Source organism: Lysobacter sp. 05T417 (assembly GCF_056396405.1).
Genome location: NZ_JBFTLK010000001.1, coordinates 447,791 through 471,160, shown reverse-complemented (window position 1 = coordinate 471,160; position 23,370 = coordinate 447,791). Strand labels below are relative to the sequence as shown.

Below are 23,370 nucleotides of genomic sequence, written 5' to 3'. Positions count from 1 at the left end.
GACGGGCCTGTCATGGACAACATGATCGAAGTGCGACGCCGCACCGCCGTCATCCAGGCGGAAGGCCACGAAAAGATGCTTGCGCTCTGCTGGGCCTTTCGCTCCCAGTTGGAGGATGTGCAGGCGCGCCTGTCTCCAGCGGACTACAGCTATGCCGAAGCGCTCAAGACGTTTCTTTTGCGGGCGCGTGGCATCCAGGGGCGATGAACGTGCACTCTCAGGAATCCGAGCTGGTTGCCGATCTCGATCGCCATGACGAGCTGCTGCGGGAGTGTGCTTCCGGGCGACTTCCTTTCTGGGATTTCTGCGCCTCCTACGACAACTTCTATTGGCGGTATGCGTTGGATGGCCATGAGGCCGGTCCGGCGGAGCTTGCAGTCCTGGACAAGCTGGCCGATCGCATCGCTCCGCATCAACACTTGGCCGATTCCGTCCTTTCAAGCGTGTGTTCCGACAGCCATCCGGAGAAGGGCAGTTACGGCCGCTCCGGGCGATTTGGCCCGGAGGAGGCGCTGGCGCGCCTGAAAGCGATCGCCGATAGCCTGCCGAGCGGAACGGGCGCCTGAACAGGCGCGGACCGCGCACGCATACATCCGTTGCAGTGGCCGCTGCAACAGTATGTAGCGCCCATTGAACTGTTGATGCCCGCGGCGAAGCGCAAGCTTTGCCTTGCGGTCAGCGACCCGGAAGCCGGGTGAAGGCCGTTGGCTCCGCAGCCTTGAAGTTGCGGAGTTGCCCTTCAACCTGCTGGCTGCTCCCCTGGATGCAGCCTGATGCTCCCGAGGTCACGTTTCATGAAGATTCAAGAACTGCTGAAGTCCAAGTCCGGCGCCGTGGTCACGATCGATGTCGGCGACACGATTGGCGCGGCAGCCCGCAAGATGACGTCCCACAAGATCGCCGCGCTCGTGGTCACCCGCGATGCGCAGCCGATAGGCGTGGTTTCAGAACAGGACATCGTGGCCGCCGTGGCCGAGGATGGCGCGCAGGCCGGCACCCGTCCGTTGCACCAGTTCCTCAAGGGCGTCGTCGAAAGCATTGCCCCGGACGCCAGCATCAAGCAGGCGATGTCGCTGATGACGCACGCACGCCTGCGCCACCTGCCCGTGATCAACAATGATGTCCTCGTCGGCATCGTCAGCCTGGGCGACATCGTCAAGAACCGGCTCGATGAACTGTCGATCGAGCGCGACGTGCTGCGCGACATCTACATCGCGGCGCACTGAATCACGCGGTCGGCGACCGCACTCGCTCCTGCATGAAGCTCAGGCGTCCGGACGGGCGCCTTTGCTGCGCGTCTCGCTGCGCTGGCGGAAGTCCTTGCGCCACGCACGTGGCGCCATGCCGAACTCGGCGGCGAACCAGCGCGTGAACGAGCTCGGCGCGGAGAACCCCAACAACCTGCCAACCACCTGCAGCGAGTACTGGCTGTTTTCCATGTAGCGCACGACCAGGTCGGTGCGCACCGAGTTGAGGATGTCGGAGAAGGTCGCGTTGCCTTCCTCCAGCCGGCGCTGCAGCGTACGCACGTTCATGCCGCGGCCGTGGGCCACCTGCTCGATGGTCGCCTGTCCCATCGGCATCAGGATGTAGAGGTCCTTGCGCACGTCGGTGATGATGGAGTTCTTCGTCGGCGCCGGCAGCGCTTCGACCAGTCGCTTTACATACAGCGCCATGGCCGGGTCGGCGGACGGGTTGCGATAGCTCAGGTCGGCGGCGTCGCAGACGATGCCGTTGAAGTCGCGGTCGAACTCGGTGGCGCAGCGGAACACGCGGCGGTGGACCAGCAGGTTCTCCGGCGCGCCATGGGTGAAGTTCACGCTGTGCGGCTTCCAGTGCGGGCCCAGCAGGAATCCGCACAGCCGGTACAGCGCGCCCATCGCCAGCTCGATGGCCTGGCGCGAGGTCGGGCCCGGGCCGGGAACGAACTCTTCGCGGATCACGACCGTCCGGCCACGCTCCTCGACATGGATCGCCAGCAGCTCGTTGAGCAGGTGGCGATACTTCATGGTCGTGACCAGGGCGTCGCGCAGTGTCGGCTGGTGGATCAGCAACAGGCTGACCACGCCGAAGTCCGACAATTGCCGCGACTCGGCCATGCGCAGGCCGAAGGTCTCGCAGCCGGTCTGTCGCGCCGAGTCCTCCAGCAGCTTCACGGCGGCGTTCGCCGGAATCCTTCGTTCCGGGTCGGCCAGCATGGTCCGGCTGAGCCCGGCCGCGCGTAGCAGGGGCTGCGGATTGAGGCCCAGTTGCTGCGCCACCTCGAAATAGTTCTTGAGCGTGGCGGCGCGAATCAGGCTGCTCATGGGGCGCTCCGCGGGGTCGGCCGGGTTGTCATGATATGGCAAGTTGCTGTCGCCGTCTGGCAAGAACTGCAGTGCTTGCCCTGCCTATAGTCGAAGCCGTTCGCCCCCTCGGGGGGCACCCCGATTCATAGTCGAGAGGCTTCAGAAACTGCCATGGCCCATGCAATTCGTTTCCACCAGGCCGGTGGCCCCGAGGTACTGCGCTACGAGTCGGTCGGGGTCGGCGAACCGGGTCCTGGACAGGTGCGCCTGCGCCACGTCGCGGCCGGCCTGAACTACGCCGACACCTACTTCCGCAACGGCACCTACGTGATCCCGCTGCCGGCCGGAATGGGCGTGGAGGCGGCGGGCGTGGTGGAGGCGGTCGGCGCGGACGTCGACCAGGTCAGCGTCGGCGACCGCGTCACCTATACCGGATTCATCAACACCCTGGGCGCCTACAGCACCGAGCGCCTGGTGCCGGCTGCGCCGCTGATCAAGCTGCCCGAGGCGATCGCCTGCGAAACTGCGGCGGCAATGACCATGCGCGGCCTCACCGCCGCCTACCTGTTGCGCCGGATCCACTCGTTCCAGCCTGGCGACTCCATCCTGTTGCACGCCGCCGCCGGTGGCGTTGGCCTGATCGTCGCGCAGTGGGCCAAGCTGCTGGGCCTGACCGTGATCGGCACGGTGTCCACCGAGGCCAAGGCCGAGATTGCCCGTGCCCACGGTTGCGATCACGTCATCAACTACAGCCATGAAGACGTCGCCGCGCGCGTTCGCGAACTGACCAATGGCGTTGGCGTGTCGGTCGTGTTCGACAGCGTCGGCAAGACCACCTTCGATGCTTCGCTCGATTCGCTCAAGCGCCGTGGCCTGATGGTCTGCGTCGGCACCGCCTCGGGTCCGATCGCACCGTTCAATCCGCAACTGCTGGCGATGAAGGGCTCGTTGTACGTGACCCGCCCGGCGCTGGCCGACTACATCGCCGATCCGGCCGAGAAGGCCGAGCTTGCTGCGGAACTGTTCGACCACGTCGCCGCTGGCCGCATCCGCATCGAGATCAACCAGCGCTACGCCTTGAAGGACGCCGTGCAGGCGCATCGCGACCTGGAAGCGCGCAAAACCACCGGGTCGTCGATCTTCGTCATCTGAGATGAGCACAGACATGCGCGTCGAACCATTGACCTATGCCATCGGCGTCGAACTGTCCGGCGTCAGCCTGGCCGATGCTGTCCACGACGACGACCTGTTCCAGGAACTGCGGCGTTTGCTGGTCCGACACAAAGTGATGTTCCTGCGCGACCAGGACATCACCCGCGCCGAGCACGTGGCCTTCGCCCGCCGCTTCGGCGAGCTGGAGGATCACCCGGTCTCCGGCAGCGACCCCGAACACCCGGGGCTGGTGCGCATCTACAAGTCGCCCGGGCAGCCCAACGAACGCTACGAAAACGCCTGGCACAGCGATGCCACCTGGCGCGTGGCGCCGCCGTTCGGCGCCGTGTTGCGATGCGTCGAGTGCCCGCCGACCGGCGGCGACACCATGTGGGCGAACATGGTGCTCGCCTTCGAGAAGCTGCCCGCGCACATCAAGCAGCAGATCGAAGGCCTGCGCGCCAGGCACAGCATCGAAGCGACGTTTGGCGCGGCGATGCCGATCGACAAGCGCCTGGCATTGAAGGCACAGTTCCCCGATGCCGAGCACCCGGTGGTGCGGATCCATCCCGATACCGGCGAGAAGATCCTGTTCGTCAATGCCTACGCCACGCACTTCACCAACTTTCATACGCCCGAGAACGTGCGTTATGGCCAGGACTACACGGCCGGTGGACAGCAGCTGCTGCAGTACCTGATCAGTCAGGCCCATATCCCCGAGTACCAGGTTCGCTGGCGTTGGCAGCCCAACAGCATCGCCATCTGGGACAACCGCAGCACCCAGCATTACGCCGTGATGGATTACCCGCCGTGCCATCGAAAGATGGAGCGCGCCGGAATCATCGGCGACGTGCCGCGCTGACCGTCGCCCGAACCCGTCCAGCTTCCTTCGACCTTATTCGACCTCATTCGTCCCGCTCGACTGCCGACCCGATCGCATCGCATCGCAGTAGCGCCTTTCACGGAGATACCCATGAACTTCCTCGATGGATCGCTGTTCCCCGAGAACCAGCCCAAGCTGGTGATCACCGCCGCGCCGTACGGTCCGGAGTGGATGCCGGCCGACTTCCCGGAGGACATCCCGGTGACGATGGAGGAACACATCCAGAAGGCGGTGGACTGCTACAACGCCGGCGCCACCGTGCTGCACATGCACGTGCGCGAACTCGACGGCAAGGGCTCCAAGCGCCTGTCGATGTTCAACGAACTGCTGGCCGGCATCCGCGCACGCGTGCCGGACATGATCCTGCAGGTGGGCGGTTCGATCTCGTTCGCGCCGGAAGGCGAGGGCAACGTCGCCAAGTGGTTGTCCGATGACACCCGGCACATGCTGGCCGAGCTGTCGCCGGCGCCGGACCAGGTGACCATCGCCATCAACACCAACCAGATGAACGTCGTCGAGCAGATGTGCGAGGCCGACCTGGCCGGCACCAGCCTGGGCACGCCGGAGGGTTACCGCGCGTACCGCGAGATGACCATCCCGGCAGGTCCGGAGTGGGTGGAGGAACACATCCGCCGGCTGTCGGCCAATGGCATCCAGACCCACTTCCAGCTGGCCAACATCACCCAGATCGAGACGGTCGAGCGCATGATGCGCAAGGGCACCTGCAACGTGCCGCTGATCCTGACCTGGGTGGCGATCGGCGGCGGCTTCGATGCGCCCAACATCTACAACCTGGCCAACTTCGTCCGCGCCTGCCCGGATGGCTCGGTGCTGACGCTGGAGTCGTCGATGCTCAATGTGCTGCCGCTGAACATGATGGCGATCGCGATGGGCCTGCACGTGCGCTGCGGCAACGAAGACAACATCTGGACCCAGCGCCGCGATGCCAGGATGGGCAGCGTCGCGCAGATCGAGCAGCTGGTGCGGATCTCGCGCGAGTTCGGCCGCGACATCGCCACGCCGGCGCAGGCGCGCGAGATCTACAAGATCGGCACCTTCTACCAGGATGCCGACGAGACGCTGGCGGCCAATGGCTTCGCGCCGAACCGCAGGCCCTTCTGGAAGGGCGTTCCGCAGCCCGCCTGATGCCCGCCTCCTGAACTGCCCCGCCCAGAACTGCAGGTCCACTCCATGGCTTACCTCTCCCAACCCGATCACGGTAGCGACGACCCCGGTGCGCGCATTCCGCGCCGCTATGCCTGGGTGGTGTTCGGGCTGAGCTTCGGCCTGCTGCTGTCGGACTACATGTCGCGGCAGGTCCTCAATGCGGTGTTTCCGCTGCTCAAGCAGGAATGGGCGCTGACGGACGCGCGGCTGGGCCTGCTCAGCGGCATCGTGGCGCTGATGGTGGGGCTGCTGACCTTCCCGCTGTCGCTGTTGGCCGATCGCTTCGGACGGGTCAGGAGCCTGGCGCTGATGGCGACCGTGTGGAGCGTGGCCACGCTCGCCTGCGGCCTGGCGCAGCACTACCCGCAGATGCTGGTCGCGCGCTTCTTCGTCGGCGTCGGCGAAGCGGCCTACGGCAGCGTTGGTGTCGCCGTGGTGCTGTCGGTGTTTCCCAAGGACATGCGGGCAACGCTGACCGGTGCGTTCATGGCAGGTGGCATGTTCGGCTCGGTGCTGGGCATGGCACTGGGCGGGGCCGTGGCCGCGCACCTGGGCTGGCGCTGGGCGTTCGCCGCGATGGCGCTGTTCGGTCTGGCGTTGGCGCTGCTGTACCCGATCATCGTCCGCGAGAAGCGCATTGCTCCTGCACCACAAGCGGGCCAGGCGAGCGTCGCCACCGAGCCGGCCGCGCGCGTGCCACTGCGCAGCCTGATCGACAGCCGCTCGGTGGTCGGGGCCTACATCGGCAGCGGCCTGCAGTTGTTCGTCGGCGGCACCGTCATCGTCTGGATTCCAAGCTACCTCAATCGCTATTACGCCATGGCCACGGACGTGGCCGGTGGCGTATCGGCACTCATCGTGCTGGTCAGCGGCATCGGCATGATCGCCTGCGGCATGCTCAGCGATCGTATGTGCCGCAACGCGCCGCAGCACAAGTTCAACCTCGCCATCGCCTATTGCCTGGGCAGCTGCGCGCTGCTCTCGCTGGCATTCGCGCTGCCGCACGGCGTGCCGCAACTGGTCGTGATCGGCCTGGGCATGATGCTGGCGGCCGGGACCAGCGGGCCGGCCGGCGCCATGGTCGCCAACCTCACGCCGTTGCCGATCCACGGCACCGCGTTTGCCACGCTGACACTGGCCAACAACCTGCTCGGACTGGCCGCCGGACCGCTGGTCACCGGCATGCTCGCCGATGCACTGGGGCTGGCGAAGGCCTTCCAGCTCGTGCCGCTGGTCAGCGTTGCCGCTGCCGCCGTGTTCTATTTCGCCAGGCGCCACTACCTCGATGACGTCCAGCACGTCGGTCGCCACGTGCGCACCGTGGGTATCGGCGCGCAGGCGCAAGCGTGAGCGCAGGCGACAGGCTCCGGATCGGTATCCATTTCGACCTGGTCTGCCCCTGGTGCTACATCGGCAAGCGCCAGCTGACGCTTGCACGCAGCAGGTTCGCTGAAGCGTCTTCCGAAGTCGCCATCGAAAGTACGTGGCGTCCGGTGCAGCTCTTGCCCGAGGTGCCGGAGCAGGGGCTGCCGTTCGCCGAATTCTACGAACGGCGCCTGGGCTCGGCCGAGGCCGTCCGGCAGCGCCGCATGCAGGTCTCGATGGCTGCCAGGGCGGTCGACCTCGAGCTGGACCTGGCCGCCATCGAGCGCATGCCCAATACGGCGCGTGCGCACGGGCTGTTGCGCCGGGCCGGGACTCTGGGCGATCCGGGCCTGTACGAGGCCATGCTCGAACGGTTGTTCGCCGCGTACTTCCAGCGCGGCGAGGACATCGGCGATGCCGCGACGCTGCGTGCATTGGCGATCGAGGTGGGCGTGCCTGAAAGTCTCGTCGACGCAGCGCCAGGCGAAGCAGACAACGTGCCGGCAAGTTCCGCTATATCGGGGGTGCCGAACTTCAACTTCAACGGACACCTCTCGCTGTCGGGTGCGCGCGACGCCGCCGTGCTTTTCATGGCGATGAGCAAGGCCGTGCAGATGTCGGTCGTCACCGAAGCCGGTGATCGTCTCGACCGGTTCCAACCGTTTGCAGGGCGCCAACGCGGCCCGAAGGGATCACCATGACCAGGCCATCCACTGTGCTGCTCGTACCGGGCCTGCGCGACCACGTGCCCGACCACTGGCAGACCCTGCTGGCTGCGCGGTTGCCCAGGGTGCACACCGTGCCACCGCTGGAGCAGGACAAGCTCAGTTGCGCCGCGCGCGTGCAGGCGCTGGATCAGGCGCTGCAGGCCATCGACGGCCCGGTGATCCTGGTTGCCCACAGTGCCGGCGTGATGACGGTGGCGCACTGGGCGGCCCGGATGTCACAGGCGCGCCAGTCACAGGCGCGTCAGTCGCAGTCGCATCGTCCCATCAAGGGCGCGCTGCTGGCCACGCCGGCCGACATGGAGATTCCTTTTCCAGCCGGCTATCCCACCCTGGACACGCTGCGCGAACACGCCTGGCTGCCGATTCCACGGACCCGGCTCCCGTTCCCGAGCATGGTGGCCGCCAGCCGCAATGATCCGCTGTGCGCGTTCACGCGCGCGCAATCGCTGGCGCACGACTGGGGCAGTGAGCTGGTCGACCTTGGCGCTGTCGGCCACCTCAATCCGGCGGCAGGATTCGGCGAATGGGCGCAGGCGCCAGAGCTGATCGCCAGGCTCGATCGAGCCTGACCTCATCCGCACCTAGCGCGCCGAGCCGCGCCGACCCGGGAGTTCGGGCCGGTTTGCGTCGACCGGGAAACTCAGGCCTCTTCGGGAAAGCGATAGTCGCGGAACTGCTCGCGCAACGCCGCCTTGTGCAGCTTGCCGGTCGCGGTGTGCGGAAGTTGCGGCACGAACAACACGTCGTCAGGCAGCCACCACTTGGCGACGCGGTCTTCGAGATAGCGCAACACTGTTTCGCGCTCCATCGTCTGGCCGGGCTTGACCACGACCAGCATCAGCGGCCGTTCCTGCCACTTCGGGTGGGCAATGCCAATGACGGCGGCCTCGGCGATGGTCAGGTGCCCCATGGCCGCGTTCTCCAGCGCGATCGACGAAATCCACTCGCCGCCGGACTTGATCACGTCTTTCGCGCGGTCGGTGATCTGCATGTAGCCGTCGGCGTCGATCGTCGCCACATCACCGGTGTCGAAGTAACCCTCGTCGTCCAGCACCGGGCCGCTTTCGTCGCGGTAGTAGGCCCCGGCGACCCACGGGCCGCGAATCTTGAGGTGGCCCGCCGACTGTCCGTCGTGCGCAAGCCGCGTGCCGTCCTCGGCGGTCAGCTTCAGGCTGATGCCGAACACGGCGCGACCCTGTTTCGCCTGCACCTGCAGGCGCTGGTCGAGCGGCAACGCACGGTGCTCTGGCAGCAGGTTGCAGACGGTGCCCACCGGTGAGGTTTCCGTCATGCCCCAGGCGTGGACCACGAATGCACCGAAGTCGCGTTCGAACGTCTCGGCCATTGCACGCGGTGCCGCCGCGCCACCGATCACGACCCTGCGCAGGGCCAGTTCGCTGGTGGGCTTGAGTCCCTCCGTCGAGACGTGCTGCAGCAGCATCATCCAGACGGTTGGCACGCCCAGAGCAAGTGTCACTTTCTCGTCGCGCAACAGTTCGTAGACGCTGGCGCCATCCAGCGCCGGGCCCGGAAGGACCAGTTTGGCGCCGCTCATCGCGCCGGCGTAGGGCATGCTCCAGGCATTGACGTGGAACATCGGGACCACGAGCAGGGCGGTCTCGCTGCGGGAAACCGCGAGGCTGTCGACGGTGCAGGCGCCGAAGGCATGCAGCACCGTGGAGCGGTGCGAGTACAGCACGCCCTTGGGCATGCCGGTCGTGCCCGAGGTGTAGCACAACGAGGCGGCGGCGCACTCGTCCAGGTCCGGCCAGGCGAACTCGTCGGGTTGCGCGTCAAGCAGATCGTCGTAGCACAGCAGGCCGGGGATGGAGCTGGCCGGCATGTGCGCACGGTCGGTCATCACCACGAAATGGCGGACACCGGGCAGTTTCGGCAGCAGCTTCTCCACCAGGGGTACGAAGCTGAGGTCAAAGCACAGGACCGTGTCGTCGGCGTGGTTGATGATGTACTCGAGCTGCTCGGGAAAAAGGCGCGGATTGGCCGTGTGCAGGACCGCGCCCATGCCGGAGACGGCGAAGTACAGCTCCATGTGGCGGTAGCCGTTCCATGCCAGCGTGCCGACACGGTCGCCGGGCTGCACGCCCAGCGCGGTCAGCGCCCTGGCCGCCTGCTTCGCGCGACGGTGGATGTCGGCGTAGGTGCAGCGATGGATCGGACCTTCGACGGTGCGCGACACGATCCCGGCATTGGGGTGGCTGGCGGCCGCGTGTTCGATCAGCGACGAGACCAGCAGCTTGTGTTGCTGCATCAAACCCAGCATGTCAAGCCTCCACCCTGCGAAGCAGGAAGTGCGATAGCGCGGGGATGAGCACCAGCGCGCCGATCATGTTCCACAGGAACATGAAGGTCAGCAGGATGCCCATGTCGGCCTGGAATTTGATGGGCGAGAACGCCCAGGTGATCACGCCCGCGGCCAGGGTGATGCCGACCAGCGCAACGACCTTGCCGGTGAACATCACCGCATGCCGGTAGGCGGCGGCCAGCGGTACGCCTGCGCGTTGCTGGTTGAGCTGTACGCTCAACAGGTACAGCGCATAGTCGACGCCAATGCCGGCACCCAGCGCGATGACGGGCAGGGTGGCGACCTTGACACCGATGCCGAGCGTGACCATCAGCGCCTCGCACAGTATCGAGGTGAGGATGAGCGGCAGCACCGCGACGATCACCGCCCGCCAGCTGCGGAAGGCGACGAAGCACAGCAGCGCCACCGCACCATAGACGTACAGCAGCATCGAGCGGCTGGCGCGGCTGACGACGTCGTTGGTCGCCGCTTCGATGCCCGCCGAACCTGCGGCCAGCTTGAAGGTCACGTCACGGTCGTTGTGGCGCGCGGCGAAGTCCTCGGCGATCGCGGCCACGCGCTTGAGCGAGTCGGCCTTGTGGTCGGTGAGGTAGGCGATCACCGGCAGCACCGAGCACTCGGTGTTGAACAGGTCCGGATTGAGCACCGTGGCCTGCTGGCCGGAGTAGTTGATGACGTCCTGGTTGCGGTTGAGGGTGAGCCACTTCGGGTTGCCCTCGAACGAACCGGCGGTGATGTTGCGAACCGCGTCGACCAGCGACACCGTCGTCTGCACCGACGGGTCCTGTTGCAGGGCCCAGCCCAGGCGGTCGGCCTGCACCAGCGTCTTGTAGTTCAGGCAGGCGTCCTTGGGCGTCTTCACGATCACTGCGAACAGGTCGCTCGACAGCGCGTAGTTGGCGGTGATGAAGGCGTTGTCCTGGTTGTAGCGCGAGTCCTTGCGCAGCTCCGGTGCGCCCGGATCCAGGTCGCCGGTCTGCAGTCCGCGGCTGATCCACAGGCCGCCGGCCGCCAGCACCACCGCGCAGGCGATCGCGGCCAGCGCCCAGCGTCGCTCGGTGAAGCGGTCGAGGACATTCCAGAAGGCGCCGATGCCGCGGCCGCGTGCCTGCTCGTCGTCTTCGCGCAGGCTGCGCTTTGCCGCCGCCGGGCTGACACCGAAGTAGGACAGCAGCACCGGCAGCAGGATCAGGTTGGTGAACACCAGCACGCCGACGCCGATGCTGGCGGTCAGTGCCAGCTCCTTGATCACCGGGATGTCGATGGTCATCAGCACCGCGAAGCCGACCACGTCGGCCAGCAGCGCAGTCAGGCCGGCCAGGAACAGGCGGCGGAACGTGTAGCGCGCAGCGACCAGGCGATGGGTGCCGCGGCCGATGTCCTGCATGATGCCGTTCATCTTCTGCGCGCCATGGCTGACGCCGATGGCGAAGATCAGGAACGGCACGAGCACGGAGAACGGATCCAGGTCGAAGCCGAGCAGGCGCACCAGACCCAACTGCCAGATCACCGCGACCACCGAGCAGGCGACCACGAGCACCGTGCTGCGCACGCAGCGGGTGTAGAGGAAGATGATCAGCGCCGCGATCAGCGCCGCGGCGAGGAAGAAGCTGGCGACCTTGACCAACCCTTCGATCAGGTCGCCTGCGAGTTTGGCAAAGCCGATCACGTGAATCTTGACCTTGCCGTGCCCGCTGCTTTCGAACCTGGCACGCACGCGCTGCTCGAGCTTCTGCGAGAAGGCGTGGTAGTCCAGGCGTTCTCCGGTCTCGGCATTGCGTTCGAGTAGCGGCACGAACACCATGCTCGAACGGAAATCGTTGGCGACCAGGTTGCCGACGATGTTGGCGCGTCGGATATTGAGCTTCAGCGCGTCCACGGACGCTGGCGTGCCGTCGTAGTTGTCGGGCATCACCGGGCCGCCGACGAAGCCTTCCTCATTGACCTCGCTCCAGCGCACCGCCGGTGTCCAGATCGACTTCATCCAGGCGCGGTCGACATCCGGCATCAGGAACAGCTCGTCGTTGACCTGCTTGAGGACTTCCAGGTAGCCCGGGTCGAAGATGTCGCCGTGCGGATTCTCGACTACGACGCGCACGGAATTGCCCAGTCCGCGCAGGCTGCCGCGGCTCTCCAGGTAATTCCTGATGTAGGCGTGGCCGTGCGGAATCATCTTCTCGAAGCCGGCATTGATTGCCAGCTTCGTTGCCTGGAAACCGAGCAGCAACGTCAGCAGCGCGCAGGCGATGACGATCAGCAGCCGGTGATTGAAGATGGCGCGCTCGAAGAAGTGGCCCGAGCGGTGATCGAAATCCTCGATCGACCGCACGACCGGCATCGCCTCGAGCGGGGTGTCTAGCTTGTTCAAACGCAGATCCTCACGAACAGATCGAATTACAGTGCGGGGCGTACGACGCGCACGCCGCGAAGACCGCTCAGGACCAGGGAGTCACCGGACAGGGCAATGCCGGTGCAGGGCATGGCCGCCTTCAAGGGAAGGGGCCGGAAGTGGGCGCCGTCGTCGTCGCTCAGCAGCACCTCACCCGACATCGAACACAGCAGCAGGCGGCCGTCCGGCATGACCTGGCCGGCCGTGATCGAAGCGGTGGTGCCGGTGACGACAGGCTCCCAGTTCTGGCCGTCGTCGACGGAGCGATAGGCCGTGCCGCGAAGGCCGTAAGCAAGGACCAGGCCGGGCCGGGTCAGCACGCCGAAGTAGCTTCCTTCGTACGGTGTCTGCAGCTTGCTGAAGCGGCCGGTCGCCGGATCCAGGCGCAGCGCGAGGCCAAGCTCGCCCACGATGTACACGCTGTTGCCGCCACGGCCGTCACTGCCGCCGCGGATGCCATACAGATGGTAGAAGCGGTCGTTCTGCGTGCGGTCGACCCAGGGTTGCCAGGTCTTGCCGCCATCGCCGGTGTGGAAGATCAGGTTGTAGGCGCCAACGACGAAACCTTCGTTCTCGTTGGCGAACCAGACATCCAGAAACGGCCGGCTCGGGCCCTCGGCGGCGGCGCGTTCGGCTTCGGCTTTCAGCGCCTCCAGCACGGCCGGATCGGTATGGGTATCGGTATTGGCGGACAGGCCCTGGACATGTGCGAGCACCAGCGCATTGGCGCGTCGTCCGTCGAGCTGGACCTCCCAGGAACTGCCGCCATCGCGGCTGTGCAGGACGATGCCGTCGTGGCCGACGGCCCAGCCTTCGCGCGCGTTGGCGAACTGCAGCGCGGTCAGGTCGGTGCTGACCGGCACCTTTGCCTGCTGCCACGACTTTCCCTGGTCGTCGGAGTAGACGATATGGCCGCGCGCGCCGGCGGCAACCAGGCGCTTGCCGGCAACGGCAGTGGCCTGCAGCACGCGCTGCGATGCCAATGGACTGGCAGCGGCGGGTTGGTCGAGGACGTCGGTGAAGGTCGTGCCGGGCGCCGTCATTGCGACGCCCGCGACCAACAGCATCGCCAGTCCGGACAGGACCGCGAGGCGTGGGCGAAGGAGTTGGTGATTCATCTTGGTTTCGTTCTGCGACAGGGGCAACCTGGAGACCGGTCCACCGGCGACGCGTACGCCGCCGGTGGCATGCCCGTCAGGGTTCAGCGGATGCCGGCACCGGCCAGCGCATCGGGCGACCACTGGTTCACCGGCAGCGGCTGGGTGTAGTGGATGCCGTCGTACGGGCCCATCAGGAAGCTGATGTTGTAGACGCCCGAGGTCAGGTCGTAGAACACCTGCGTTTCGGCGTTGGGCGTCTTGGCGTCGTAGCTGGGCGACATGTGCGCGAACGATGCACGGTACAGGCGACCGTTGGCGTCGTACTGGTCGGCGGCCAGCGCCGTCCAGCTGTCCTCGTCGAGATAGAACGTGCGCTTGGCGTAGATGTGGCGCTTGCCCGGCTTCAGCGTCGCTTCCACGACCCAGACGCGATGCAGCTCCCAGCGCACCAGGTCGGGATTGACGAACTGCGGCGTCGTCACTTCGGCGGCCTTGTTGTGGTAGGTCAGCCGGTAGGTGTTGTACGGAACCAGCATCTCCTTCTTGCCGACGAGCTTGAAGTCGTAACGGTCCATGGAGCCGTTGAAGATCCATGCATCGTCATAGGTGGCCGAGCCGGCGGTACCCGGGTTGGGCGTGTCGTACGAGATGTCCGGTGCGAGCTTCACGCGACGCTGGCCTGGCAGGTACAGCCAGGCGCGGCGCGGGCGCTTGAACGGATTGACCACGTCCACTGCCATCAGCGCTTCGCCGGCGCGGCGTGCCGGCGCGGTGTAGGCGATCTTGGTGCGGAAGTAGACGTCGGTTTCCTCGGCCGGCTTGGTCGCCGCCGGGTCGTAGTAGGGATATTCGACGACGAGCTTGCCGCTGGTCGCCAGCGCCGGCGTGCCGGACGAGTCCACGTTCCAGTTGTCGTACTTGAAGTTGCTGGCCACGCCGACATAGCGCAGCAGATGGTTCCACATCGCCTCGTAGCCGCTCTTGGGAATCGGGAACGGATAGCCGCCGATGGCGCCGGAGATGCCCAGGCCGCCGTCCTTGGTGCTGGCGCGGGTCGCGTTTGCAGCGGTGTTGTCGAGCACGCGGTCAGGCAGCGCGACAGTGCGATGGGTCGGGTACACATCGATGCGGTACTTCGGGTACTTCTTCAGCAGTGCCTTGGCGCCAACGGTCAGCTGGTCGTCGTACTGCGCCATGTTCTTGGCGGTGATGGTCACGCGCGGCTTTTCGCTGGCGAACGGATCAGGGCGGATCGAGCTGCCCGGCTTGAAGCCGGCCGGCGCCGTGGTCAGGCCACCGGTATAGGCCGGGATCGTGCCGTCGGCGTTGGCGCCGGTTTCCGCGCCGACGCGGGTGAGGCGAGTGCCAAGCAGCTTCGCCTCGTCCGCGCTGACGGCCGCCTGCGCGGAGCCGAGTGTGGCCAGCAGTGCGCCGGCCAGGACTGTCTTCGTGAAATTCATGGTGTGTTCCCTGCGGATGTCTGAGGTGCTGTCAAAGGGTGGTCTTGAAGGTGAAGACCACGAAGCCGCGATCCGTCAGCAGCGAGTTCGCGCCGCCATACGAGGTGATGGCGTTGGCGGGATTGATGGTGGCATCGCCAAGGAAGTCGACGTACTTGAGGTCGAAGCGATACTTGGAGTGCAGGTCGACGGCCACGCCGACCGAGTAGCTGCCGGCGCCCTCGTTGCCACCCAGCAGGACGGCGGAGTTGCCGCTGAGGCCCTGCGACCAGGTGATCGGAAGCGACAGGTCGGCGCCCGGGAACATCTGGTACTTGGTCGGCGTGAAGTTGACCGCCAGGCCGTAGAAGTCCTTGGTGACCTTGTCTTCCGGCGTGACCGGCGCGCCGTCGGAACCGATCACGGTGTAGTTGCTGCGGCCCTTGAAGACGGCGGCGTTTTGCGTGACCTCGCTCCAGTGGTTCCAGACCAGCTCAACGATCAGGTTTGCCGAATCCCATACCGGCGACTCGGCGAAGCTCGCAAAGCCGTTGAGGACGCCGTGCCAGGTGTTGCCGCGCGCACCGCCGCTGTCGCCTTGCGCAGGCGGAGCAAACAGGCTGCCCGCCGGCAGGGCCGACGCAAACGGTGCAAACGACGCCGGCAGCACGCTGACGGTATCGCTGAGCAGCGGCATGTTCTCGCGGTAGTTCAGGTCCGCGCCAACGCTGACACCCCACAGGTTCTTCGACAGGCTCAGGCCGTAGATCTTGATGTCGTCTGCGTAAGCGGCGGCATAGCGGCCGATGGTGCCGCCGACGACCTCCGGCACGGTCGCTGCGGAAGGATTGATGTAGCAGGTGGTCGAGGTCGGCGGGCCCAGCGGCGTGGCGCCCAGCGCGCGGCACAGGCCCGGAGGCGTGGCCGGTCGTACCGCCGGGGTTGCGTTGCCCTGCGGCAGGATGTCGGCGGTGACGCGGTAGTAGGCCCCCAGCGTGCCGTCGAGCCACTGCGGGCTCCAGCGCGCCGACAGGCCCCAGTCGCCGTGCTTGTCCGGATCGCTGTCTTCGCCGCGGACCAGGCGGTTCACGCCCAAGGGGTTGGCCGCGCTCACCGCCGCCGGTCCGAAGATGAACGACTCGCCGCCGCGCAACAGATGGTCGTTGAAGCCCAGGAACGCACCCGCCTCGGGGATGCGTGCCTGTTCCCAGTCGAAGAAGTACTGGCCGGCGAAGGAGAGTTCCGGCGTCGGCTGCGCCTGGAACGACAGGGCTTCGCGCGGCAGGAACAGTTCCTTGGCCTCGGTGCCCGGCACCGAGAACAGCTTGCCCAGGTCGAGCGCCGACTGGCCGTAGCTCAGGCTGTGCACCGGATTGAGCATGGCCTCGCCCCAGAACACCGTGTGGCGGCCGAGCTTGACGTTGACCGGCATCGAGCCGACGTCGAACTTGCCGAAAACGAAGGCGTCGAGAATCTCGCCCGACGGCCCGTGGAAGTAGCGGTCGGTTTCGTCGCTCAGGCCGATGGCCGCGCGGCCGTCACGCATGTGGTTGGACGAGACGAGGTGGTTGTTGTCGAGGTTTTCATACGCCAGGTCGTACCAGCCGGCGGCGCTGACGCGGAAGCCGAGCCGGTCCTGGTAGATGAAGTCGAACTCGCTCAGCAGGTCCAGGCGCTCCGACACCAGGCCGGTATCGAAATTGCGGTCGCCGTCGTCGTAGTTCGGGCTGTTGAGGATCGCCGCGTCCTGGTTCTCGACACGGTTGGCCAGGTTGAAGCGGATGGTGTTGTCCCAACGCAGGACGACGTCCGGATTGCCGGTGTTGATCTCCACGGCGCCGGCCGTGCCGGTGGCCGCAAGCGCCGCCGTGATCATGGCGCTGAGCAGGCGCCTGGGCGCCTTCGATACTGCCTTGTTCGTGTTCAATGACTTCACTGCACCCCGCCCCCGTGGTTGTGTTCGAAAGTCCTCCGGGCCGACCGTTCTTTCGCGGCGGCAACCGAATGGAGCGTCCGACTATAGGGAGGCGGAGGGGGGCAGATTTTTACAAATGGCGTCAGCGACTTGTCATTTCATGACAAGGCCTTCGGACCGTTTTCATGAACAGCGGCGATGTCACATTCACGTGACACGCGTTCTGCGGCAAAGGCAAAGGCCAGCTTGGGACAGGAAGGCCCGGTCCCGGTTCATGTCCGCGATTGCGCCCGGACTGGGCTGGATCGAGCTGCTGTGGAGGCCCCCGGCTCAGCGTTCCGCGAACAGTGCGTTGATCGCGCCATAGCCCATGGCGTCGTCCGACGCGGTGGCACGACCGCTCTGGAGGAACGCCCGCGCGCCGGCGCGCGTATGCGCAAAGGCCTCTTCCGACAGGTTGGAGCCGGCGCTCAGTCGGCGCACGCCGAGCGTTTCCAGCGTGGCCGTGTCGGGCAGGTTGGGGCGAAGCATCACGTTCAGGGGAAGTCCCGCCTGCGATGCGATGTCTTCGATCTCCGCCGCTTCGGTGAGCCCGGGTACGAACAGGCCATCGGCGCCGGCGGCGCGGTACAGCGCGGCGCGGGCAAGGGTGGGGGCAACCCGCTGGCCTGCGGGCGCAAGGCCACGCAGGTAGATGTCGGTGCGGGCATTGATGAAGACCTCCAGGCCGCGCTGCGCGCACTCGCGCTTGATGCGCTCGATCTTTGCGCAGAGCAGCTCGGGCGTGCCGGCACCGTCCTCGAGATTGATGCCCACCGCGCCAATCTCCGCCAGTCGCACGACGTTGTCGGCGACCGTTGCCGGATCATCGGAATAGCCGCCTTCAACGTCGACACTCAGCGGTACTGCGATCACGCGCGCGATCGACGCCGCAGACGCGACCAGCTGCCCGATCGGCAACTGGTCGCCGTCTGCAAAGCCATTCGCCCAGGCGACGCCGGCGCTGGTGGTGGCGATGGCTTTCGCGCCCAGGCTCTCGATCAGGCGCGCGCTTCCGGCATCCCAGGCATTGGCCAGCAAGAGCAGGCCCTGTGCATGCAGCTGGCGGAACCGGGTTGCTTGCGGAGTGCTGCTCGACATGGCGTTTCTCACGAAGTCATTGGGGGGAGAGGCGAAGCGTCGCACGGGCCACGCTGGCTTACTGGCCGCTTCCGGACGCCTTCGCTGGCGCGGCGATGGCATCCCAACTGCGCAGCGCCTGTTCGACGGCGTCGACGCCACGAATGGCAGCGGCTGCATCCACCTGGTCGATGGTGTCGGCGTCGCTGTGGATGACCGTCATGACCTTGGCTGGAGCGGAAGGCTTCTTGCCGGCGTAAGCCTCCAGCACGAGCTTGACCTCGTCGGCGCCAACCAGCGAATACGAGACGGCCGGCCAACCGGCGCGGATGAAGGGCAGGTGGTCGGTGGGCGGGTACTGTTCGCCGGGCGAGAATCCGATGCCCACGGCCCTGGTCGCGGCGCGGCTGCTGTCGACCAGTGCGGACTGGCCCTGCGCGGGCGCCATCATCCACAGCGTGTCGCCCCAACCGAAGACGTCGAAGTTCACGTAGAGGGCGGGCCTGGTCTTGCCGTCGGTGACGAACGCCTTGGAGCCCAGCAGCCCGGCTTCCTCGAGGTCCCAGAATGCGATTGCCACCCGGTGATGTTGCAGCGGCTGGGCTTGCAGGCGTCGTGCGAGGGCAAGCACCGTTCCGCTGCCAGAGGCGTTGTCGGTGGCGCCCTTGCCCTTTTCGACGCGGTCGGAATGCGCGCCGATCAGCAGCAGCGCCGCGCCTTCGGGGCCGCCGACATCGGCGATCAGGTTCTCGCCCTGTCGCTTGCCGTCCTGGAACGTCGCCTTGTGCCAGGTGATGCCCATTGCGTCCATGCGCTGCGCGATCACTGCACGGCGCTGCGCATTCTCGCCGGCGTCGGAAATCGCACGAACGTCGCCCAGCCACTGTGCTGCCTGCGAGCTGGCGGCAACTGCCGCGTTGGCATCGGCATTCGGACGCGTGGCCTCGGTTGTCGGCGCGCATGCGGCAACGAGGAGCGCGGCAATAGCAGTGGTGACTAGACGCATTGGTCGAATCCTTGTCGGGAAAACCCGCAGTGTGCCCAAGCGCGCTGCAAGTGCAATGGTCCATTGGTCCTGACCGGGTTGCGCCCCCCTCAGGTGGCGCGTAGCCTCGGGCCCCTGCGAGAACTGCCGGGAGAAAAGGATGACGATCCGAGTTTTCATCGTGGACGACCATGCGCTGGTCAGGACGGGCATGCGCATGATCCTGTCGGTCGAGACCGACATGGATGTGGTGGGGGATGTGGAGAGCGGCGAGATCGCCTTGCCGATGATCCGCAAACTGAAACCCGACGTGGTCCTGTGCGATCTGCACCTGCCGGGCCTGAGTGGCCTGGAGGTCACCGAGCGTGTGGTGCGAGGCGATCACGGCACGCGCGTGATCATCGTGTCCGTTCTCGAGGACGGCCCCATGCCCAAGCGCCTGCTCGAAGCCGGTGCGTCGGGCTACGTGGGCAAGGGGGGCGACGCCAGCGAACTGGTGCGCGCGGTGCGTGACGTGTCGCGCGGCAAGCGTTACCTCGCCAGCAGCATTGCCCAGAACCTGGCGTTGTCCGGGATCACCGGCGACTCGTCGCCCTTTGACGAACTGTCGCCACGCGAACTGGAAGTGGCGCTGCTGCTGGTGCAGGGGCTGCGCCAGGACGACATCGCCAAGCGACTGAGCCTGAGCGCGAAGACGGTCAACACGCACAAGGCGCGCCTGTTCGAGAAGCTCGATATCAACGACAACATCGCGCTGGCACGCATGGCCAGTCGCTACGGCCTGGTCGATCCGGTCAAGGCGCTGTAGCCGAAAAAGAAACTGGCCGCCAATGGCGGCCAGTTCTTTCATCGCGTTGGATCGACGGAAGGCTGCCTGTCAGGCGTGGCCTTCCTCGTGCCTGGGCTGCGCGTCGCGCTTGTCTGCCTCGTGGGCGATGACATCGTGCGTGGACTCGGCAGCTTCCTGTGCGGGAGTGGTCTGCTCGGCCACGGCCTGCTCGTTGGCATCGGCGCCGGCAACTGCGGCATCGGCGGCGGCTGCCACCGGCTCCGCTTCGACCGGCGCGATGCCTTCCTGCGGCAGCGCGTCAAACAGACCGGCCGTGCGCGGGATGTCGGCCACCGGCGCGACCGGAGCGACCGGACGCGAATCGGTGATCAGCACTTCGTCGATGCGTTCCGACGTCGATACATCCTGCTGCGCATCGTCTTCGGCGGTGGGCGCTTCCTGCTGCGCTTCAGGCCGCACGTCAGGCTGCTTCTCGACGACGGGCGCCTCGACCACGGCCGGCGGCTCGACGGCCACCGGTTCCTGCACCGTTTCGGCCACGACAGCCGGCGGCTCGACGACGGCGACCGGAGTCACCGCGACTTCCTCGTGCTGCGGCGCGGCCGCTGCGATTTCGGCAGCCGGGGCGACAGGCTCTGCAACCGCGACGGGCTCTGCAACCGCGACGGGCTCGGCAACCGCGACAGGCGCGGCAACCGGCTCGACCTCCACCACTTCCTCGGCGGCGGCGGCAACCGCGATGACCGGCGCCGCGGCGGCGACTGCCGCAACGGCGACCGCTGCCGGAGCTGCGGGCGCGGGCTTGGCCGACGGCATGGCGCCATCGCTCTCGTCGTCGAAGTCGAACTCGGGCTGCGAACGGTTCGCGGCCACTGCCGGCGTCGGAGCATGCTCGCTGCCGGCCTCGTCTTCGTCATCGAGCAGATGGTCATCCTGCAGACCGGTTTCGTCACCGCCTGCAGCACCTTCACCGGCGCCACCACGACGACGGCGACGACCGCCACGACGACCGCGACGACGACGACCGCTGCCTTCACCCGCAGCTTCTGCGGTGGCGGCGTTCTCGCCCGGGTTGGTCACGCTTGCGGCCATTTCGACCTGCGAAGCTTCGGCCGCTTCGCCTGCGACCACGGCGGCAACGGCCACCGGTGCTGCTGCGGTGAGGATGGCGGCGTCTGCCACCGGCGCTGCGTCGGGCTTGGCTACCGGCTGCCTGGGCTCACGCGGCGGACGCGGAGCGGTTTCGCCCTGTGCCTGCTGCTGGGCCTGCGCCTGCTGGCGCTCGTCGGACTGCGGCTTGGGCTGCCTGGGCTGTTGCGGCTGCTTGGGCTGCTGCGGCTGTTGCTGCTTGGCCTGCTGCGGCTGCTTGGCCTGGTTGGGCTGACCGCCCTGGGCCTGCTGCTTTTCGCGGCGCTGTTCGTCACGGCGCGGCTCATCGCGGCGTGCCTCGTCGCGACGCGGCTGCTCGTCACGGCGACCGTCGCGGCCACCGGCCTTGCCGTTGCGACCATCGCGGCGCTGCGCGTTGCGATCGTTGCGCTCGCTGCGACCACGTCCGTCCTGCGGACGTGCTGCCGGGGCCGCCTGTGCCGCAACCGGCTGGGTGCCGCGGAAGAAGCGCAGGATCCGTTCGACCACGCCCACCGAGTGGGTCGGCGTCGCCACGACCGGCGCCGGGGCAGGGGCCTGCTCGATCGCCTGCTCACGCGGCTCGCGCAGCGGTGCAGGCTGGGCCGGCTTGACGTTGGTCACCGCCGGGGTCGGCGGGATGTTGAGGTGGGCCTTGGTCAGCGCGTGCGTGGGCAGCTTGCGCGGCGTGCCACGCTGGTAGCTCGGCTTGCTCGATTCCTCGCCCAGCTCGTTCTCGCGGATGCGCGTGACTTCGTAGTGCGGGGTGTGCAGCTGCTCATCGGCGACGATCAGGATCGGCGCGTCATGGCGCTTCTCGATCTCGCTCAGGGCGCGGCGCTTCTCGTTGAGCAGGTAGTTGGCGATTTCGGTCGGAGCCTGCACCAGCACCTGGCCGGTGTTCTCCTTCATCGCGTGCTCTTCGGCCAGGCGCAGGATCGACAGCGACAGCGACTCGACGCTGCGCATGCGGCCGTGGCCTTCGCAACGCGGGCAGACGATCTGGCTGGATTCGCCCAGCGACGGACGCAGGCGCTGGCGGCTCAGCTCGAGCAGGCCGAAGCGCGAAATGCGGCCGATCTGCACGCGCGCACGGTCCTGCTTGAGGGCGTGGGCGAGACGGTTCTCGACGTCGCGCTGGTGCTTGTTCGACGACATGTCGATGAAGTCGATCACCACCAGGCCGCCGAGGTCGCGCAGGCGCATCTGGCGGGCGACTTCCTCAGCCGCTTCCAGGTTGGTGTTGAACGCGGTCTCTTCGATGTCGCCGCCCTTGGTGGCGCGGGCCGAGTTGACGTCGACCGCGGTCAGGGCCTCGGTCTGGTCGATCACCAGCGCGCCGCCGGACGGCAGGCGCACTTCGCGTTCGTACGCGTTCTCGATCTGCGATTCGATCTGGAAGCGGTTGAACAGCGGGGTGTCGTCGGTGTAGTGCTTGAGCTTGCGCAGGTTGTGCGGCATCACCTGCTCGACGAAGTCGCGCGCCTCGGAATACATCTCCGGCGTGTCGACCAGGATCTCGCCGATGTCCGGGCGCATGTAGTCGCGCAGGGCACGGATGATCAGGCGCGATTCCTGGTACAGCAGGAACGGAGCCGGCTTGGTCAGCGCGGCCTCGGCAATGGCCTTCCAGACCTGCAACAGGTAATCGAGGTCCCACTGCAGCTCTTCGGCATCGCGGCCGACGCCGGCGGTGCGGATGATGACGCCCATGTCGTCGGGGATCTCGAGGCTGTCCATGGCCTGCTTGAGCGCGGCGCGGTCGTCACCCTCGATCCGGCGCGAAACGCCGCCGGCGGTGGGCGAGTTGGGCATCAGCACCATGTAGCGGCCGGCCAGCGAGATGAACGTGGTCAGGGCAGCGCCCTTGTTGCCGCGCTCTTCCTTGTCGACCTGGACCACGACTTCCTGGCCTTCGCGCAGCAGTTCGCGCAGGCCGGCCTTGTTGTGGTCGACGCCTGCCTGGAAGTAATCGCGGGAAATCTCCTTCAGCGGCAGAAAGCCGTGACGCTCGCCGCCGTATTCGACGAAGGCCGCTTCGAGGGAGGGTTCGAGCCGGGTGATGCGGCCCTTGTAGATATTGGACTTCTTCTGTTCTTTCGCCGGTTGTTCGATATCGATGTCGTACAGCGTCTGGCCATCGACGGTGGCGACGCGCAGTTCTTCTGCCTGCGTCGCATTGATCAGCATTCGCTTCATTGTTGCGTTCCTCGCGCGCTCCTGCGCGTGGTCGGCGCAGGACGCATGCGTCCTGCAGCCGCGGAACGCCGTGGGCGTTTCGCCTCTGGATACCGCAAGCCTGCCTCTGCCAGGGCATGACCCGGGCGCGGCGGCTTCTAGTTTTCCAGCGCTACGACACCACGGCACGCCGCGGGAGCGCTTGTTACTTTTCCTGACAGCTAGGGCCGGCGGCGCGAACGCCGCACGGGACGTGTTCATCACAGGTGGTTTGACCCACCGGGCGGGAACCGGTTCCGCCGGACCATCGCTGCTAACATGGCTACCCCGGGGGCAGTGGTTAGACGCGGACCGGAATCGCAGGACAGGGGCTTTCGGCCTTTTAGTGCAAGTTCCTGCGCGAAATCAAAACCTTATCTCG

Annotated in this window: 19 protein-coding genes; 10 read left to right on the top strand and 9 right to left on the bottom strand. The window is 66.6% G+C overall.

The genetic code is table 11. From position 1 onward, the window contains the following. The first annotated feature begins 12 nt into the window (after nt 1-12). From AC1DER_RS02095 to AC1DER_RS02085, 3 genes are all read left to right on the top strand, one after another. Entirely contained in the window at nt 13-207 is a 195-nt protein-coding gene (locus AC1DER_RS02095) for a hypothetical protein (RefSeq protein ID WP_477245645.1), read from the top strand. Then, nucleotides 204-566 carry a hypothetical protein gene (locus tag AC1DER_RS02090; protein WP_441816161.1) on the top strand — a complete coding sequence of 121 codons (363 nt, stop codon included), beginning with the start codon at nt 204-206 and terminating at the stop codon, nt 564-566. Before AC1DER_RS02095 ends, AC1DER_RS02090 begins: the two co-directional genes overlap by 4 nt. 228 nt (nt 567-794) lie before the next feature. Beyond that, nucleotides 795-1,226, top strand: a complete 432-nt coding sequence (locus tag AC1DER_RS02085; protein WP_477245647.1) for a CBS domain-containing protein — start codon at nt 795-797, stop codon at nt 1,224-1,226. Between the two features lie 39 nt (nt 1,227-1,265). On the opposite strand, the gene AC1DER_RS02080 is transcribed toward AC1DER_RS02085, so the two are convergent. Beyond that, nucleotides 1,266-2,306, bottom strand: a complete 1,041-nt coding sequence (locus AC1DER_RS02080; protein ID WP_477245649.1) for an AraC family transcriptional regulator — start codon at nt 2,304-2,306, stop codon at nt 1,266-1,268. 153 nt (nt 2,307-2,459) lie between these two features. On the opposite strand from AC1DER_RS02080, the gene AC1DER_RS02075 reads away from it, so the two are divergent. The 6 genes from AC1DER_RS02075 to AC1DER_RS02050 all read left to right on the top strand — a co-directional run bounded on the left by AC1DER_RS02075 (nt 2,460) and on the right by AC1DER_RS02050 (nt 8,152). Further along, entirely contained in the window at nt 2,460-3,440 is a 981-nt protein-coding gene (locus tag AC1DER_RS02075; RefSeq protein WP_477245651.1) for a quinone oxidoreductase family protein, read from the top strand. 13 nt (nt 3,441-3,453) lie between these two features. Beyond that, entirely contained in the window at nt 3,454-4,302 is an 849-nt protein-coding gene (locus AC1DER_RS02070) for a TauD/TfdA dioxygenase family protein (protein ID WP_477245653.1), read from the top strand. A gap of 111 nt (nt 4,303-4,413) precedes the next feature. Beyond that, on the top strand, nt 4,414-5,469 hold the full coding sequence (locus AC1DER_RS02065) for a beta-keto acid cleavage family enzyme (protein ID WP_441816166.1): 1,056 nt from the start codon (nt 4,414-4,416) through the stop codon (nt 5,467-5,469). Nucleotides 5,470-5,514: 45 nt separating this feature from the next. Beyond that, nucleotides 5,515-6,840, top strand: coding sequence for an MFS transporter (locus AC1DER_RS02060; protein WP_441816167.1), 1,326 nt, complete (start codon nt 5,515-5,517; stop codon nt 6,838-6,840). Beyond that, the gene (locus tag AC1DER_RS02055) at nt 6,837-7,556 is read left to right on the top strand and encodes a DsbA family oxidoreductase (RefSeq protein WP_477245656.1); all 720 of its coding nucleotides are present in this window, start codon (nt 6,837-6,839) and stop codon (nt 7,554-7,556) included. The genes AC1DER_RS02060 and AC1DER_RS02055 overlap by 4 nt, the downstream gene beginning before the upstream one ends. Next, nucleotides 7,553-8,152, top strand: coding sequence for an RBBP9/YdeN family alpha/beta hydrolase (locus tag AC1DER_RS02050; RefSeq protein ID WP_477245658.1), 600 nt, complete (start codon nt 7,553-7,555; stop codon nt 8,150-8,152). Before AC1DER_RS02055 ends, AC1DER_RS02050 begins: the two co-directional genes overlap by 4 nt. A gap of 71 nt (nt 8,153-8,223) precedes the next feature. Here the strand turns inward: AC1DER_RS02050 and AC1DER_RS02045 are convergent, their stop codons facing one another. From AC1DER_RS02045 to AC1DER_RS02015, 7 genes are all read right to left on the bottom strand, one after another. Next, nucleotides 8,224-9,864 carry a 3-(methylthio)propionyl-CoA ligase gene (locus AC1DER_RS02045; RefSeq protein ID WP_477245660.1) on the bottom strand — a complete coding sequence of 547 codons (1,641 nt, stop codon included), beginning with the start codon at nt 9,862-9,864 and terminating at the stop codon, nt 8,224-8,226. Nucleotide 9,865: 1 nt separating this feature from the next. Beyond that, a complete protein-coding gene (locus AC1DER_RS02040; protein ID WP_477245662.1) occupies nt 9,866-12,274 on the bottom strand; it encodes an efflux RND transporter permease subunit in 2,409 nt (802 codons plus the stop codon). Nucleotides 12,275-12,300: 26 nt separating this feature from the next. Beyond that, nucleotides 12,301-13,413, bottom strand: a complete 1,113-nt coding sequence (locus AC1DER_RS02035) for a WD40/YVTN/BNR-like repeat-containing protein (protein WP_477245664.1) — start codon at nt 13,411-13,413, stop codon at nt 12,301-12,303. A gap of 83 nt (nt 13,414-13,496) precedes the next feature. After that, entirely contained in the window at nt 13,497-14,855 is a 1,359-nt protein-coding gene (locus AC1DER_RS02030) for a DUF1329 domain-containing protein (RefSeq protein ID WP_477245666.1), read from the bottom strand. 31 nt (nt 14,856-14,886) lie between these two features. Next, a complete protein-coding gene (locus AC1DER_RS02025; RefSeq protein ID WP_477245668.1) occupies nt 14,887-16,761 on the bottom strand; it encodes a DUF1302 domain-containing protein in 1,875 nt (624 codons plus the stop codon). A 318-nt stretch (nt 16,762-17,079) separates the two neighbouring features. Further along, complete coding sequence (locus AC1DER_RS02020) at nt 17,080-17,889, bottom strand: isocitrate lyase/PEP mutase family protein (RefSeq protein ID WP_477245670.1); 810 nt, start codon at nt 17,887-17,889, stop codon at nt 17,080-17,082. Nucleotides 17,890-17,947: 58 nt separating this feature from the next. Then, nucleotides 17,948-18,874, bottom strand: a complete 927-nt coding sequence (locus AC1DER_RS02015; protein WP_477245672.1) for a M28 family metallopeptidase — start codon at nt 18,872-18,874, stop codon at nt 17,948-17,950. A gap of 139 nt (nt 18,875-19,013) precedes the next feature. On the opposite strand from AC1DER_RS02015, the gene AC1DER_RS02010 reads away from it, so the two are divergent. Next, nucleotides 19,014-19,661, top strand: a complete 648-nt coding sequence (locus AC1DER_RS02010) for a response regulator (protein ID WP_477245674.1) — start codon at nt 19,014-19,016, stop codon at nt 19,659-19,661. 69 nt (nt 19,662-19,730) lie between these two features. Here the strand turns inward: AC1DER_RS02010 and rne are convergent, their stop codons facing one another. Next, a complete protein-coding gene (gene rne, locus AC1DER_RS02005; protein ID WP_477357610.1) occupies nt 19,731-22,970 on the bottom strand; it encodes a ribonuclease E in 3,240 nt (1,079 codons plus the stop codon). Nucleotides 22,971-23,370: the final 400 nt, after the last annotated feature.

Bases quoted from the DNA above. Each gene is read 5' to 3' on its own strand.
- AC1DER_RS02095 (WP_477245645.1), top strand. From the start codon at position 13: ATGGACAACATGATCGAAGTGCGACGCCGCACCGCCGTCATCCAGGCG.
- AC1DER_RS02090 (WP_441816161.1), top strand. From the start codon at position 204: ATGAACGTGCACTCTCAGGAATCCGAGCTGGTTGCCGATCTCGATCGC.
- AC1DER_RS02085 (WP_477245647.1), top strand. From the start codon at position 795: ATGAAGATTCAAGAACTGCTGAAGTCCAAGTCCGGCGCCGTGGTCACG.
- AC1DER_RS02080 (WP_477245649.1), bottom strand. From the start codon at position 2,306: ATGAGCAGCCTGATTCGCGCCGCCACGCTCAAGAACTATTTCGAGGTG.
- AC1DER_RS02075 (WP_477245651.1), top strand. From the start codon at position 2,460: ATGGCCCATGCAATTCGTTTCCACCAGGCCGGTGGCCCCGAGGTACTG.
- AC1DER_RS02070 (WP_477245653.1), top strand. From the start codon at position 3,454: ATGCGCGTCGAACCATTGACCTATGCCATCGGCGTCGAACTGTCCGGC.
- AC1DER_RS02065 (WP_441816166.1), top strand. From the start codon at position 4,414: ATGAACTTCCTCGATGGATCGCTGTTCCCCGAGAACCAGCCCAAGCTG.
- AC1DER_RS02060 (WP_441816167.1), top strand. From the start codon at position 5,515: ATGGCTTACCTCTCCCAACCCGATCACGGTAGCGACGACCCCGGTGCG.
- AC1DER_RS02050 (WP_477245658.1), top strand. From the start codon at position 7,553: ATGACCAGGCCATCCACTGTGCTGCTCGTACCGGGCCTGCGCGACCAC.
- AC1DER_RS02045 (WP_477245660.1), bottom strand. From the start codon at position 9,864: ATGCTGGGTTTGATGCAGCAACACAAGCTGCTGGTCTCGTCGCTGATC.
- AC1DER_RS02035 (WP_477245664.1), bottom strand. From the start codon at position 13,413: ATGAATCACCAACTCCTTCGCCCACGCCTCGCGGTCCTGTCCGGACTG.
- AC1DER_RS02030 (WP_477245666.1), bottom strand. From the start codon at position 14,855: ATGAATTTCACGAAGACAGTCCTGGCCGGCGCACTGCTGGCCACACTC.
- AC1DER_RS02020 (WP_477245670.1), bottom strand. From the start codon at position 17,889: ATGTCGAGCAGCACTCCGCAAGCAACCCGGTTCCGCCAGCTGCATGCA.
- AC1DER_RS02015 (WP_477245672.1), bottom strand. From the start codon at position 18,874: ATGCGTCTAGTCACCACTGCTATTGCCGCGCTCCTCGTTGCCGCATGC.
- AC1DER_RS02010 (WP_477245674.1), top strand. From the start codon at position 19,014: ATGACGATCCGAGTTTTCATCGTGGACGACCATGCGCTGGTCAGGACG.
- rne (WP_477357610.1), bottom strand. From the start codon at position 22,970: ATGAAGCGAATGCTGATCAATGCGACGCAGGCAGAAGAACTGCGCGTC.